Origin of the sequence: Natronocalculus amylovorans (assembly GCF_023638035.1) — an archaeon.
In the GTDB taxonomy this organism is placed as follows: domain Archaea; phylum Halobacteriota; class Halobacteria; order Halobacteriales; family Haloferacaceae; genus Natronocalculus; species Natronocalculus amylovorans.
The window spans coordinates 122,717-135,162 of sequence record NZ_JAKRVX010000002.1 but is presented as its reverse complement, the minus strand read 5'-3'; the positions used below and the strand labels follow the sequence as shown (position 1 = coordinate 135,162).

The 12,446-nt window shown below is 51.7% G+C and carries 16 protein-coding genes; 7 read left to right on the top strand and 9 right to left on the bottom strand.

Features of this window, described 5'->3' with window-relative positions:
- Positions 1-267: 267 nt before the first annotated feature.
- Together AArcSt2_RS05000 and AArcSt2_RS04995 are read right to left on the bottom strand one after the other, a co-directional pair.
- Entirely contained in the window at positions 268-1,002 is a 735-nt protein-coding gene (locus tag AArcSt2_RS05000) for an MBL fold metallo-hydrolase (protein WP_250583302.1), read from the bottom strand.
- Between the two features lie 535 nt (positions 1,003-1,537).
- Positions 1,538-1,738 carry a hypothetical protein gene (locus AArcSt2_RS04995; RefSeq protein ID WP_174654282.1) on the bottom strand — a complete coding sequence of 67 codons (201 nt, stop codon included), beginning with the start codon at positions 1,736-1,738 and terminating at the stop codon, positions 1,538-1,540.
- A gap of 197 nt (positions 1,739-1,935) precedes the next feature.
- Here AArcSt2_RS04995 and AArcSt2_RS04990 point away from each other — a divergent pair, with 197 nt between their 5' ends.
- On the top strand, positions 1,936-2,748 hold the full coding sequence (locus tag AArcSt2_RS04990) for an alpha/beta fold hydrolase (protein WP_250583301.1): 813 nt from the start codon (positions 1,936-1,938) through the stop codon (positions 2,746-2,748).
- A gap of 18 nt (positions 2,749-2,766) precedes the next feature.
- Here the strand turns inward: AArcSt2_RS04990 and AArcSt2_RS04985 are convergent, their stop codons facing one another.
- The 6 genes from AArcSt2_RS04985 to AArcSt2_RS04960 all read right to left on the bottom strand — a co-directional run bounded on the left by AArcSt2_RS04985 (position 2,767) and on the right by AArcSt2_RS04960 (position 6,638).
- On the bottom strand, positions 2,767-3,225 hold the full coding sequence (locus tag AArcSt2_RS04985; RefSeq protein ID WP_250583300.1) for a transporter: 459 nt from the start codon (positions 3,223-3,225) through the stop codon (positions 2,767-2,769).
- Between the two features lie 76 nt (positions 3,226-3,301).
- Positions 3,302-4,300: an ornithine cyclodeaminase family protein gene (locus AArcSt2_RS04980; protein ID WP_250583299.1), complete on the bottom strand. Its 999-nt coding sequence runs from the start codon at positions 4,298-4,300 to the stop codon at positions 3,302-3,304.
- Between the two features lie 61 nt (positions 4,301-4,361).
- Positions 4,362-4,607, bottom strand: coding sequence for a DUF8015 family protein (locus tag AArcSt2_RS04975; RefSeq protein WP_174654278.1), 246 nt, complete (start codon positions 4,605-4,607; stop codon positions 4,362-4,364).
- 376 nt (positions 4,608-4,983) lie between these two features.
- Positions 4,984-5,544, bottom strand: coding sequence for a GNAT family N-acetyltransferase (locus AArcSt2_RS04970; RefSeq protein ID WP_250583298.1), 561 nt, complete (start codon positions 5,542-5,544; stop codon positions 4,984-4,986).
- Positions 5,545-5,593: 49 nt separating this feature from the next.
- Positions 5,594-6,001, bottom strand: coding sequence for a DUF3054 domain-containing protein (locus AArcSt2_RS04965; protein ID WP_250583297.1), 408 nt, complete (start codon positions 5,999-6,001; stop codon positions 5,594-5,596).
- A 49-nt stretch (positions 6,002-6,050) separates the two neighbouring features.
- Positions 6,051-6,638: a class I SAM-dependent methyltransferase gene (locus AArcSt2_RS04960; protein WP_174654275.1), complete on the bottom strand. Its 588-nt coding sequence runs from the start codon at positions 6,636-6,638 to the stop codon at positions 6,051-6,053.
- A gap of 58 nt (positions 6,639-6,696) precedes the next feature.
- Here AArcSt2_RS04960 and AArcSt2_RS04955 point away from each other — a divergent pair, with 58 nt between their 5' ends.
- Together AArcSt2_RS04955 and fen are read left to right on the top strand one after the other, a co-directional pair.
- Positions 6,697-7,302 carry a GNAT family N-acetyltransferase gene (locus AArcSt2_RS04955; protein WP_174654274.1) on the top strand — a complete coding sequence of 202 codons (606 nt, stop codon included), beginning with the start codon at positions 6,697-6,699 and terminating at the stop codon, positions 7,300-7,302.
- Between the two features lie 43 nt (positions 7,303-7,345).
- Positions 7,346-8,326, top strand: coding sequence for a flap endonuclease-1 (fen, locus tag AArcSt2_RS04950; RefSeq protein ID WP_174654273.1), 981 nt, complete (start codon positions 7,346-7,348; stop codon positions 8,324-8,326).
- Between the two features lie 18 nt (positions 8,327-8,344).
- On the opposite strand, the gene AArcSt2_RS04945 is transcribed toward fen, so the two are convergent.
- Entirely contained in the window at positions 8,345-8,788 is a 444-nt protein-coding gene (locus AArcSt2_RS04945; RefSeq protein ID WP_250583296.1) for a DUF7988 family protein, read from the bottom strand.
- A 67-nt stretch (positions 8,789-8,855) separates the two neighbouring features.
- Between AArcSt2_RS04945 and AArcSt2_RS04940 the strand changes: the two genes are divergently transcribed.
- The 4 genes from AArcSt2_RS04940 to AArcSt2_RS04925 all read left to right on the top strand — a co-directional run bounded on the left by AArcSt2_RS04940 (position 8,856) and on the right by AArcSt2_RS04925 (position 12,170).
- A complete protein-coding gene (locus tag AArcSt2_RS04940) occupies positions 8,856-9,119 on the top strand; it encodes a BolA family protein (protein ID WP_250583295.1) in 264 nt (87 codons plus the stop codon).
- A gap of 5 nt (positions 9,120-9,124) precedes the next feature.
- Complete coding sequence (locus AArcSt2_RS04935) at positions 9,125-10,321, top strand: AGE family epimerase/isomerase (protein WP_250583294.1); 1,197 nt, start codon at positions 9,125-9,127, stop codon at positions 10,319-10,321.
- A gap of 61 nt (positions 10,322-10,382) precedes the next feature.
- The gene (locus AArcSt2_RS04930) at positions 10,383-10,577 is read left to right on the top strand and encodes a cold-shock protein (protein WP_174654269.1); all 195 of its coding nucleotides are present in this window, start codon (positions 10,383-10,385) and stop codon (positions 10,575-10,577) included.
- Between the two features lie 180 nt (positions 10,578-10,757).
- A complete protein-coding gene (locus AArcSt2_RS04925) occupies positions 10,758-12,170 on the top strand; it encodes a class II fumarate hydratase (RefSeq protein ID WP_174654268.1) in 1,413 nt (470 codons plus the stop codon).
- Positions 12,171-12,446: the final 276 nt, after the last annotated feature.

Here is a 12,446-nt window from a genome sequence, read left to right as displayed (position 1 = left end):
ACTCTTCAAGAATCGTCAATAACCGAGAAGTTCCTCAGCTGGCATGTTATTTTTGAGTGGTAGAAGCGGTCGATACGTTGTTTGCGTGTCTGAAGCCATTTCTCAGGGGATTTCTGAGAGTACCCTACCGGGCGTGACTGTCGACTCAGGCTCTTAACCTCCACAACTCGCTGTATCTTAGCGTTTCTCTGAGCAGATCTCTGATTAGCACGAACACGGATATGGCTTTGCCCCTCAAATCGGCTTATTCAGACCGTACCTTACTACTCAAAACGTAACAGACTCACCATCTTCTGGAACAGTGATATCATCTACTGATTTCCGCAGTTGTTCGCGAGTGAGTAGACAGTGGTTAATCGCTTCCATATGGACGACCACAAGTGTCCCAGTAGCAATATCACGAACCGCAGCAATATCGTCTATACCCATCGTGATCGGCTCTCCGTAGTTAAATCGGGCTTCTCCACCGTTGAGAGCAATCATGTCTGGAGTAAATTGAGATATTGTTCGTTCGACTGCATCGTACCAGACTGTATCTCCCGCGAGATAGATCGTCCGATCGGCTTCAAAAACAAAGCCAGAAACAGGTCCCATCTGTTTGGCCAGATCTCCGTGCCCGTGTTGCCCTGGTGTTCGATAGATTGTCACTCCTCGGAACGATATGTTGTCGCTGACTGGCCGTACGTCAGTGAAGCCATCGTGCACAAATTCAGTTTCATCTTCGGGTTGACAAAATAGCGGGACTTTGCTGTCAAGTTCTTCCTTTGCTCTCTCGTCGAAGTGATCCACGTGACGGTGAGTAACCACCACCGCATCATACGACAGTTCCATGTCTGGCAGTGGGACAAGCGGATTTCTCCGATCGTTCGGTGTATCCTCTATTGGCGGTAGTTGCTCAGGTGGCGCAAATAATGGATCAACGAGGAATGTGGTCTCGCCGACCGTCAAAAAAACAGTTGCATTCCGTAGAAGATGCACACCGCTGGTAGAACCTGGTTTCATATACTACGTTTTGTGAGGAGTAAAATGGCTGTTACTGTTCAAAAAGCGCGACAGTGTACCCGAATCAATGTTTGAAATCGTTGTTAAAACTATGACCAATGGCCACATTTTTCCCCAGATAATTGTCACCAAATAATGTCGTTCAAACAACTATTATATACTAGGGGAAACCCCAACTCTGATAACTGAATGGGCTAACACATAGCTGCGCACCGTGTGTGCGCCAGAGAGGGAGCACGTCTAGACAACAACACTCCCTCTCAAAGCGGCTCCCAACGGGAGCAACTAGCCTATAAACTACCGGCCTACATTAATGCCGGGGATGAACTACCCTGTCTCATCTGTTGTGCCTCTCTTTGATCCCGTGGGGGCTCTTTTCACTATACTATAGAGTATACCGAAGTGAACGCTCAAACACATTCTAGCGCAGGGTTTCAGAGTGGGCGGCTACAAAAGAAAAAATATTGCCCTTCGTTGGAGTCTATGGTACACAACGAAGACATCTCGAGGATACGTCTTCGCGCAAAAATCGGCGCTACTGCTTTTCTTCAACAACGTATCCATCAGCACCGATCGAAACGGATGCGTTTGGATTCGTTGATAGCTCGCCCAGATACTGTGCTGAGACGACACCAATTGATTCAAGCGGATAGACAACGCGCTCGATCGAGCCACTGATCAAATCGAAGCGGCTTGAGAACGGTTCGATCGTATTTTTCAGACTGAATGTACGCATACCTAATACTTAGGCTGTAAGACAAAAACCGTTGCGAGAACCGCGACAACACCCCACAGAGACAGTTTGTAGCATGAGTTAACAGACAATGTGTCACAAATAACATGTGTTATTGTACCATGATGTTCGTCGGCTTGATCCATCCTGTCACGCAACAGACCACATCCTCAAGAACCTCCCAACCTAACAGGTATGTAATGCCAACCACAACTGGCTATCTCAACCACGAACTTCCGTATGTACAGTTTGGTAATGGACCAAAACCACTGGTTGTACTTCCCGGGGCGAGTGACGCATTTACCGGTCCGATCGACGGGCTGAAATCTTGGTTTTTAAACTGGCATTTCCGTCGGTTCACCGACAGCTTCACCGTCTACTATATTCGCCGCCCGTCTGAGATGGCAGAGGGGTACACAATCGAAGAGATGGCTGACGCGTATGCAGATGCAATCGCAGACCGGTTCGCTGAGCCGGTTGCCGTCTATGGCCTCTCTATGGGTGGCTGTATTGCACAGCTCCTTGCTGCAGAACACCCCGAAATTGTTGATCGGCTTGTGCTTGGTGTCTCTGGCTGCCGAATTACAGAGCAAGGCACCGCGATTGCGAAGCGATGGGCCGAATTTGCGGAGGCACACAACTGGGAGGCGATCTACGAAGAAAGCATTGATGTGACATACAGTGGTTGGCGACAATCGCTCTATGGGGCTTTAGCGTCACTTCCAGCGGATGTAACAGTGTCAGTTCCACCAATCCCATCCGATGTCGTAGTCACGATGAACGCCCTTGCAGACATTGACGTGTGCGATCGGCTCACGGATATTGATGCACCAACTCTTGTAATTGGTGGCGACGAAGATGTGTTCTTTGACGAACAGACGCTGCGTGAAACTGCAGATTCAATTCCAAATGCTCGACTGTATCTATTCCGCCGGCACGGACACGGCGTATTTGATGAAGAAAAACGACCATTCGATCGCACAGTACGCGCGTTTCTCACAGAAACACTCTGATCAATAAAACTGATTGAGCTATATTATCTGTCCTGATGCAAGCAGCCCTGCATCAATCAAGAGTAGTACTGAGAGCACTGCCGCAATAACAAAGATCGGCCGTGACTGTTCGATCGCGGAATCAACACCATCATCTTCCGCACCGGATTCTAGGCGTGCACCACCAATCTCGACGACAGCGGTCAGAATGAACCATAGTACCAACATTGTGAGTACGAGATGGCCTCGGCCGGTCCCAAAGAGCGAATCTGCAGTATAGCGGGTTCCTGCCATGTGTCCACCGGTTGCAACGAACACCACGGCCCCAATTCGAGTGAGCCATCGAAGTTTTGTTACCATCGATACCAACGCAACACGCCCGATCGTCCCTGCTGTGGTTGCGGGTAACACTGCGCCCACAAAAAAGAGGATGCTTCCCGTCCACACACCAGCGAAGATGGTGTGCAACGACCACATGACGATGTCAACTGTAGACATTACTGCGCTATTTGTCCTGATAGGTGATAGTTCCATACGTCATCGCCACAAGGGAGATACCAAACTGTTTCAGCGACTACCGTCCAGTTAGTGCTTCACTCGCTGGTGCAAACGAGATTGGTGTTCCAAGGTCTGCGTCAACCGCTTTTGTATACAGCATATGTGCTGCAGCAACAGTTTCGATGCCTGTCCCCCCGCTGTCAAAAATGGTGATCTCATCTTTAGATTGTCGGCCAGGAGCAGTTCCTGCAACGAGGTCACCTAAATCGCCGTGAATGTGTTCTTCTGTGATGAGACCGTGCTCCAGTGCAGCAATAAATGAGCCGGCGTCTTTTGTCGCTCGATCGGCGATATCGGGGACATACGTCGCGTTTGCGATCGTCTCTGGATCTAGTTCGTTCTTGGCTGGATTATATTGTCCCATCGCTGTGATGTGCGTCCCTGGTTCAATGTCTCCGGCTGAAATAACTGGTGACGACGCATTTGTTGCGGTTACGATAATATCTGCACCCGTCACTGCGTCTGCACTGGATTCGACTGGCTCGATCGACAGTCCAAGCTCATCTCCAAGCTCCTCGGCAAACGCGATTCGGTTCTCCCGTGTTGGTGAAAACACGCGGACAGAGTCAAGTTCACGGACTGTTTCGATCGCTTTGAGCTGCCCACGTGCTTGGGCACCACTGCCAATAATTGCGAGCACGGATGCATCTTCGCGTGCAAGGAAATCAACCCCAACCGCGCCTGCGGCACCGGTTTTGTACGGGTTCATGCTTGCCCCATCAAGGAGTGCAAGCGGTTCACCAGACTCTGCATCAAAAAGTGGTGTCATAAACCATGCATCATGCTCGCCGAACCCAGCACTGTACATGTATCCGCCCATTGCCCCTGTTTCCGGTAAGATTGCCGCGTACGTGGTGAACATCCCCGGTGGATCGCGATTGATCAGTTTTGTCCGTGGTTCGGCGGCACCGCCTTCACCATACTGTCTGTATCCCTCACGAACTGCATCTACGTACTCACTCGGCGTTGCAAGTCCTGCGAGCTCATTACTTTGGAGAAAAAGTGTCTCAGTCATGTCTCTACGGATACAACGATCGATTTCGTAAAAAATCTGCAGGTATTGAACGGAGAGCCGATTATTCAGCGTTTAGACCCTGGGTCGGAGCCGCACTCTGTGGCATGGTTGTTGCGGTGTCCGTCATTGGTTGTGGGTTCGAGACTGGAACATTGACGAACACTGCGTGGCCAATAATGGCAATTGCCACGGCAGCTCCTACGGGCACGGCAAGCGTCAAAGGCAAGCCGATCACGCTGAGCATTGCGGTAATTCCAATCAGCGACACCGGGATAAGCCCGAGCACGTAGTCATAGTATCCAGTCATAATACATTCTATACTATGGGGACATGCTATATAATTCTTTCCCGTGCATCATGGGTACGGTTTGTATATGCACTGAGATGGTTCTGTATAAGTTATGAGTGGCTAATACATTTTCAGGCCCTCTATCGCGTGAATACAGCCATTTCAAAATAGATATTATCCAGTAATCCAAATTACCAACCATGATATTCATATACGTGTCTATTGAGTAGTAAATAGGGTAGAGTTCAATGATACCGCATATCACGATCCTCGAGTGGTGTGACGAAACTGCTGCGTAATATAAATCACATGTCGCTGCGAGCATGCGTGGCTCCTCATATAGACTCGCCTGTTTCGGTGTCCTCTGCTTCTTCTGCAGGACAAGCGCTAATCGCTAGTATTCCGGCCGGTCATGGTCCACCCATTCCTCGCGCAATAGGCCATATACGATCGTATCTCGGTATGCACTATCGACAAATCGTTCCTTTCGTACTCTTCCTTCGATACTGAATCCGAGTGACTCTAAGAGCCGTTTCGACGCATCATTGAAATCGTACGCAACGGCCCCAACCGCTGGCACACTCTGTGCTCGAAACACGTGCGAGATGGTGAGTGCAACTGCGGCCGTCCCCAACCCCTCGTTCTGTCGGTGTGGGCTGATCCAATACGTTAGTTCTGGCCGACGCCAACTAGCATCCGCGACAGTAACGACACCGATCGGTGTCGGCTCTACATCAGCAGTTGCCTCGTCTTCTGTTGGCTGTTCGGTGATGATAAATCGGTCTGTCTCATCGTCATCGATCCACTCACGAAGTTGCGGACGAGTTTTTATTGGAGCCCCAAGCGGATACCGTACTGCAGGATTTGTGTACGCCTGCTGTAAGAATTCGATATCTTCTGACTCAAGCGTTCGGAGCGCAACACGGTCGGTTGCCTCAACGATCGGACCTGGCATACGCTCTGGTTCAGAGCCTGTAACAAAAATATCCCGAAACAGCAGATGATTAGCCGGTGATTTTAAAGAATCCCCATCGCCAGACACCGATGAGCGCACCGATCAAGACCAACGTGATCGCCACAAAGACCGGTGCTAACCCACCGGGGAACAATGATGTCCACCGAAGCGCAAAGCCAACCAAGGCTGCAAGCACCCACGCCCGAATCCCAAGTGGGATCGCTGCTTTTGCGGACTCGGCCGCACCAGCGGAGTACGCACCAATGAGCGGGAACGCAACAAGCCAACCAATAACAAATGGTGCATACACCATCGCCATGTACCCCGGATCGCCGAATGTATTGTGATCGACCATTCCATACGTGAGGACCGCAATAATCGCAAGCAGGTCCCCGATCGCAAGCGGAAGCGCATTGGCTTCAATGCGCCCCTCAAGTGCCGTCGGAATCGCAAGCATAGTTGCACATTTGCTCGATGGGTAAAGACCCTCGTGGTTCTGCGCTTCCTTAGTTATGTGTTGACAACACACCCACGAGTGTGTAGCCAAGCCGGTCAGACCGCGTTGAGACGGTCAGACCGCGATCGGAAACGAGTTGTGAGAGGGTATCTGGCTTGTAGAATTGCGAGTTCATCTGAAAGAGGCGCTCTCCAGTTTTAATAAGCCATCCAAGTGCTCGCGATGGGTCAAACTCACGAATGACGAGGACACCGCCCGGGCGGAGTATCCGAGTGCACTCGTCAAGGACCATCGACTGCTCCGGCATGTGATGGAATGCGTCGACAATAATCACCGCATCAACACTCGCGTTAGGTAAGGGAAGCCTTCGGGCATCGCTGAGCGCACATGCAAAGCCGCGGTCGCGTGCACGCGACAACATCCCAATAGAGATATCGACAACCAGCGGTTCACTGACCTCGCTTTTGACCGCGAGCGTCGCTCGACCACTTCCACCACCAAGATCAACGAGTCGATCGATCGGTCGCTCAGCTTTCTGTAGCCCGGTCGAAATTGCAGTTCGATCGGCGTCAGGCATTACGAGATCATACAGCCGAGCGAAGCGAGTGAAAAACTGAATATCGCCGGGGCCATGCATACAATAATAACAACAGCCAGAGCGAAAAAGACAGGGTGTTGAATGGTGTGAGTTTGCTATGGAGTGTGTCACGCTTGGATGGCCGTCGGATTCCGTCTCAATTCGGCTTGATTACCGGCTCTTTAGCTATGCCGGAAAATTTATTCCAACGAATACTGGAAAGGCAGTGATTCGAAGCCCGGATGCCAAACAGTCGATTCCAGACGATATTCCTGCGGTACCCCCAAGTGTAGACCCGTCTGTGTTCGACCACTCGGTCATCGCTGCGGTTGCATTCAATGCTGACCGAACCGATCCATCCCGACTGTGGATTCGGTATGTGACTGTTCGATCCGATCGGCGGGGCCAAGCGCTTGGCCCACGGCTCATCATGCATGTTCTCTCCGAAGCCGCAACTCATGGTTATCAAATAGCTGTGATCGCCGTGAATAATCCATTCGCGTATCATGCACTCCACAAAGCAGGGTTCGCATTCACGGGCGATGAGACCGGGCTTGCTGAGGTAGTACTTGAACGCCCGATCGACAAGCCAGCAAAACAGACAACACGGCTCTACCAACGCGGACTCGATCGCTATCGTGCCCGAGGCAACCTCTCACAACAAGAACGCGCATTTCTCAAATCCAAGCGAAATCAAGGGCTGCCAGCACTGGTGGAGCAGTGAACAAAAACGGGAACTTAACCACGAGTCAACACTGAAAGCAGATATGGGAAATTCGGACCTCCGATCGCTGGCTTCGATTTCGGAGATACCATTTAGTGAACTTGAGGGAAGCGTTGTCGCGGTTGATGCGCATAACTGGCTGTATCGATACCTCACAACAACGGTAAAGTGGACAAATGACGAAATCTACACGACCGAAAGCGGGGACGAGGTTGCAAATCTGATCGGGGTTGTACAAGGGCTTCCAAAGTTCTTCGAGCACGACATGGTTCCGATTTTCGTCTTTGACGGTGGCGTCACCGAACTCAAGGATGACGAGGTAGAGCGCCGCCGTGAACAACGCCGTGATGCTGAAAAACAGCTCGAAGAAGCCAAAGAGCGCGGCGATTCGGTCGCTGCAGCGAGGCTTGAGGCACGAACGCAACGACTGACAGACGTTATCCAGACTACCACGCGCGAACTGTTTGATATTCTGGACGTCCCATACGTTGAGGCGCCTGCGGAGGGGGAAGCACAGGCAGCGTATATGAATCGGATCGGCGATGTGGATTATGTTGGGAGCGAAGACTACGACACGTTGCTCTTTGGGGCACCTCGGACCCTCCGGCAAATCACAAGCAAAGGGAACCCTGAGCTAATGGACCTCGATAAAACACTAACAAAACACGACATCACGTACGAGCAGTTGGTCGACGTCGGTATCCTCTGTGGAACGGATTTCAACGACGGGGTACGAGGAATCGGTCCAAAAACAGCGATCAAACTCATCACAGCACATGGCGACCTGTTTTCAGTGCTTGAGGCACGCGGTAAGCATGTTCCACACGCCGATCGAATCCGCGAGCTCTTTTTTAATCCACCGGTGACAGATAACTACGAGATCGAAACAGCGATTACTCCAGACGTTGCTGCAGCAAGAACATACGTGACCGAACAGTGGGAAATAGATGCTTCGGAGGTTGCACGTGGATTTGAACGAATTGAGTCCTCGATCGTTCAAACCGGATTAGATAACTGGGGCTAATACGGGCACAGATCTCAATCAGTTCAAAATATGAGTGACGCTCACTGAACAGCCACTATTCACTTTTCGGACGATCCGAAGTTGGTCTGCTGTTGAACGATCAATTTCAAAAATCATAAACTGCACAACCAGGCGACCCGATGGAAGAGTTGCCCGAACCATCGGGCCTGTCGTCGAAATGACAACATACGGCGGTGCAGACACTGGCTGTGCAGGGAGTGGTTCCCCAATATGCGTACACAGGTCAGTCAGCACAGAGACAAGTGCTGTGCGAACACCAGCACGATCAAAGACAGTCGTTAGCTGCGATGAAACTGAATTCCGATCGGTGGTGTATCGATCGCCATCTACCGACTCAGGCCACATGGATGCGGTTGCATCAGCACAGTGGCCGATTCTTTCGATCGTTTCTGCGTGTTCAGTTTCACACCGACGCTTGACCCGGGCTTCGATCGAAGACATTACTTCTGGTTGCACTGGCCACTCCTAAATGCGTCCCGTTTTTGCCGATCGATACCTGAAGATATGTATGGACGTTTCAGAAATTGAATCACTGATTGAGGATGGCATTGAAGATGCAGAGGCGACAGTTTCGCGCCCGCGAAGCTATGACAAAAACTACGAAGACTCGCACTTTGCGGCCGTCGTTGTTTCACCAGCATTTGACGGAAAATCCCTTGTTCAACAACACCAACTCGTCTATGATTCGCTCGGTGAGAAAATGACAAACGAAGTTCATGCGCTTGAAATTAAGACGTACACGCCTGAGGAGTACGCTGAACTCGAAGAGTAAGATCGATGACCGAGCAGTCGCCGTATCGATCACTGCCATATGTAGAAGACCAGATCGATCGAATTCTTTGGTTTTATACACCTGAGCAGTCGATCAACTCGTTCACCGCAGAGCGTGATGAACGAACGGGTCAGGTGACGCATCCAACTCGCTCACATCTTGTCGCGGCAAGCCGGTTTGTTATCAACTGTGCGAGGGCGACAGAGATCCGTGACCGAACGACGTGGGAGCCGCTAACCGCGGATGCACTCCAGATGCTTCATACGACCCATTACGATGCTGATGCAAACGGATACGATTGGATCGTCACGGAGGATGAACGCGATCGACGCCGATCGCCATACGGACACGCGTTTGTGGTTTCTGCGATCGCACACGCACACACCGTTGGCGTCTCCGGAGCGGCGGACCAGCTTACAAACGCGATTGATATCTTTGAGACCGGATTTTTTGAGCCAGCACAGCGGCTCTTTCGGAGGGAACGCGATGCTGAATGGTCGCCGATTGAAGCCTATCGTGGACAGAACGCGAACATGCACGCGTGTGAAACGTATCTTGCGGCATACGATGCGACAGACGACCCATCATATCTCTCTCGTGCGGTGGCGATCGCAAAGCAGCTAACGGTTGAGTTAGCTGCCGAAACAGATGGTCGAATCTGGGAACACTACACCGAAGAGTGGGAACACGACTTTTCGTACAACCGGTCGAATCCTCGGGATCAGTTCCGGCCGTGGGGATACCAGCCCGGTCATCATCTTGAGTGGGCAAAACTCCTCGCACAGATTGATTCGTATTGCAGTGAGACCGATGCGGTGGCTGCACCGTGGGCGATCGATCGCGCAACAGCGCTTTTCGCGTGGGCGACAACCTACGGGTGGGATGACTCCGATGGCGGCTTCTATTATACGATCGATCAAGACAACGAGCCAATTGTCACCGATACCTACGGTTGGACAGTGGCAGAAGCGATCGGTGCGGCCGCGTGGTTGCATCGACAGACAGGCGCGCCGCACTACGCGGTGTGGTACGATCGATTCTGGACGTATGCAGACGCGTATCTACGAGCTCCACACGGAAATTGGTATGAGCGTGTAAGTCGATCGAATGCGTGGGTAGAACCAACAGATGGGCCGGCGGTCGAACCTGGCTACCATCCGATCGGTGCGTGTGCAGATGGTCTCCACATGGTTGTCGAGTAGCCCCCACGTGAACACGCCGCTCGCAAACCTTATCAATCAGGATGGTGTGCATTTAGATGCAATGTCTAAAGGTACAGTCGGTTTCTTCAATGACACCGGCGGCTATGGTTTCATCGAGACCGACGACTCGGACGACGACGTTTTCTTCCACATGGAAGATGTTGGCGGACCCGACCTCGAGGAAGGACAGGAAGTTGAATTCGAAATTGAGCAGGCCGACAAAGGCCCGCGCGCAACTAACGTCACCCGGCTGTAATTCCCGAGAGGGTTCGACCGCGGTACGGTTTTTATTCCCAGCCATTGTGGCTGGGTACTATTTATTGCATAACTGAGCGGTCGCCATCACTGAAAACCCTACTCAGATTTGAGTAGCAACTGCCGGCAACGATCACAGGATCGATGGGTTTTACGCCCATCTCGTCCCTCAACTGCAACTATGAGCGAGGAGAACTATCGCGTTGAGTCGGACAGCCTCGGAGAGATGCAGGTGCCTTCGGATGCGTACTGGGGAGCGCAGACACAGCGCGCCGTCGAGAACTTCCCAATTTCGGGAATAACCTTCAGTCGGCGCTTCATCCGCGCACTGGGTATTGTCAAGAAAGGTGCAGCACAAGCGAACAACGAACTCGGATTGCTAGCGGACGACATTGCGGATGCAATCGTCCAAGCCGCAGATGAGGTTATTGCGGGCGAGCTTGACGATCAGTTCCCAGTTGATGTCTTCCAGACTGGCTCTGGGACATCTTCGAACATGAATGCGAACGAGGTAATCGCAAACCGTGCTGCAGAAATTACCGGTGCCAAAATTGGCGATCGTGTTGTTCACCCGAATGATCACGTCAATTACGGACAGTCCTCAAACGATGTCATTCCAACCGCAATGCACGTTGCGTCACTGGAGGCAGTGGAAAAAGACCTGATTCCATCCCTCGAGTCGCTGCATTCGGAACTCGAAGCCAAAGAAGCGGAATTTGACGGTGTGGTCAAAACCGGGCGAACACACCTGCAGGATGCAACCCCAGTTCGGCTTGGCCAAGAGTTCGGCGGCTACCGGGCACAGGTTGAGAAAGGGATCAAACGTGCAACCGATGTCCAGTACCATCTCCGCGAACTCGCACTCGGGGGAACCGCAACTGGAACCGGACTCAATACACACCCTGAGTTCCCCGGGCTTGCTGCAGAGTACATCTCCGAAGAGGCTGGAACGCAGTTCCGAGAAGCAGATAATCACTTTGAGGCACAGTCCGCCCACGACGCGATGGCAGAGGCTCACGGTGCGCTTCGGACGATCGCCGGCTCGCTGAACAAGATGGCAAACGACCTTCGTCTCCTTGCATCCGGTCCGCGAAACGGACTTGGAGAGATCGAACAGCCGGAGAACCAACCAGGCTCGTCGATCATGCCCGGGAAAATCAACCCTGTTGTTGCGGAGTCGGTGAACCAAGTTCACAAACAGGTCATTGGAAATGACGCAGCCGTCACTGCGGGTGCCGCACGTGGGGAACTCGATCTGAACCTCTACAAGCCAGTACTTGCGCACAACTTCTTGCAATCGGCCGAGATTCTCTCAAACGCAGCAGCTGTCTTCGGGGAGCGATTCGTCGCTAAACTCGAAGCAAACGAAGAGTACTGTGCAGAACAGGTCGAACAGAGCATGGCGCTTGCAACTGCGCTCAACCCTGCGATCGGCTATGACAACGCAGCAAAGGTCGCAAAACAGGCGCTCGCAGAAAACAAGACGGTTCGAGACGTTGCGATTGATGAGGGGTATCTGACTGCCGAAGAAGCAGATGAAGTCCTCGATCCCGAAGCGATGACGTATCGTGGCATCCTCGGATCGGATAACTAACCGACGTACTGCAGTTTTATTTTCATTATTTCGGCTCTGTTGAAATCCTCATCTCCAGACATAAAGTATGGTGAAACAGCTGATAACTGAAGAATGCATATTGAACGAGCGAAGTTTCTTTTTCTGCTTTACCGCACTTATGACAGATGGTTGTAGAACGTACCATTAACATCGTGATCGGATTTGTAATTGTGGTTGTCGGATCGTACGTCGGTACAAAAATGGCACTCAACACTTTTTGATCGAAATTTCAACGCCTCCAAAGCTGGTCAATCT

Excerpts from the sequence above, each read along its gene's own strand:
- AArcSt2_RS05000 (WP_250583302.1), bottom strand. The coding sequence starts at position 1,002 with ATGAAACCAGGTTCTACCAGCGGTGTGCATCTTCTACGGAATGCAACT.
- AArcSt2_RS04995 (WP_174654282.1), bottom strand. The coding sequence starts at position 1,738 with ATGCGTACATTCAGTCTGAAAAATACGATCGAACCGTTCTCAAGCCGC.
- AArcSt2_RS04990 (WP_250583301.1), top strand. The coding sequence starts at position 1,936 with ATGCCAACCACAACTGGCTATCTCAACCACGAACTTCCGTATGTACAG.
- AArcSt2_RS04985 (WP_250583300.1), bottom strand. The coding sequence starts at position 3,225 with ATGTCTACAGTTGACATCGTCATGTGGTCGTTGCACACCATCTTCGCT.
- AArcSt2_RS04980 (WP_250583299.1), bottom strand. The coding sequence starts at position 4,300 with ATGACTGAGACACTTTTTCTCCAAAGTAATGAGCTCGCAGGACTTGCA.
- AArcSt2_RS04975 (WP_174654278.1), bottom strand. The coding sequence starts at position 4,607 with ATGACTGGATACTATGACTACGTGCTCGGGCTTATCCCGGTGTCGCTG.
- AArcSt2_RS04970 (WP_250583298.1), bottom strand. The coding sequence starts at position 5,544 with ATGCCAGGTCCGATCGTTGAGGCAACCGACCGTGTTGCGCTCCGAACG.
- AArcSt2_RS04965 (WP_250583297.1), bottom strand. The coding sequence starts at position 6,001 with ATGCTTGCGATTCCGACGGCACTTGAGGGGCGCATTGAAGCCAATGCG.
- AArcSt2_RS04960 (WP_174654275.1), bottom strand. The coding sequence starts at position 6,638 with ATGCATGGCCCCGGCGATATTCAGTTTTTCACTCGCTTCGCTCGGCTG.
- AArcSt2_RS04955 (WP_174654274.1), top strand. The coding sequence starts at position 6,697 with ATGGAGTGTGTCACGCTTGGATGGCCGTCGGATTCCGTCTCAATTCGG.
- fen (WP_174654273.1), top strand. The coding sequence starts at position 7,346 with ATGGGAAATTCGGACCTCCGATCGCTGGCTTCGATTTCGGAGATACCA.
- AArcSt2_RS04945 (WP_250583296.1), bottom strand. The coding sequence starts at position 8,788 with ATGTCTTCGATCGAAGCCCGGGTCAAGCGTCGGTGTGAAACTGAACAC.
- AArcSt2_RS04940 (WP_250583295.1), top strand. The coding sequence starts at position 8,856 with ATGGACGTTTCAGAAATTGAATCACTGATTGAGGATGGCATTGAAGAT.
- AArcSt2_RS04935 (WP_250583294.1), top strand. The coding sequence starts at position 9,125 with ATGACCGAGCAGTCGCCGTATCGATCACTGCCATATGTAGAAGACCAG.
- AArcSt2_RS04930 (WP_174654269.1), top strand. The coding sequence starts at position 10,383 with ATGTCTAAAGGTACAGTCGGTTTCTTCAATGACACCGGCGGCTATGGT.
- AArcSt2_RS04925 (WP_174654268.1), top strand. The coding sequence starts at position 10,758 with ATGAGCGAGGAGAACTATCGCGTTGAGTCGGACAGCCTCGGAGAGATG.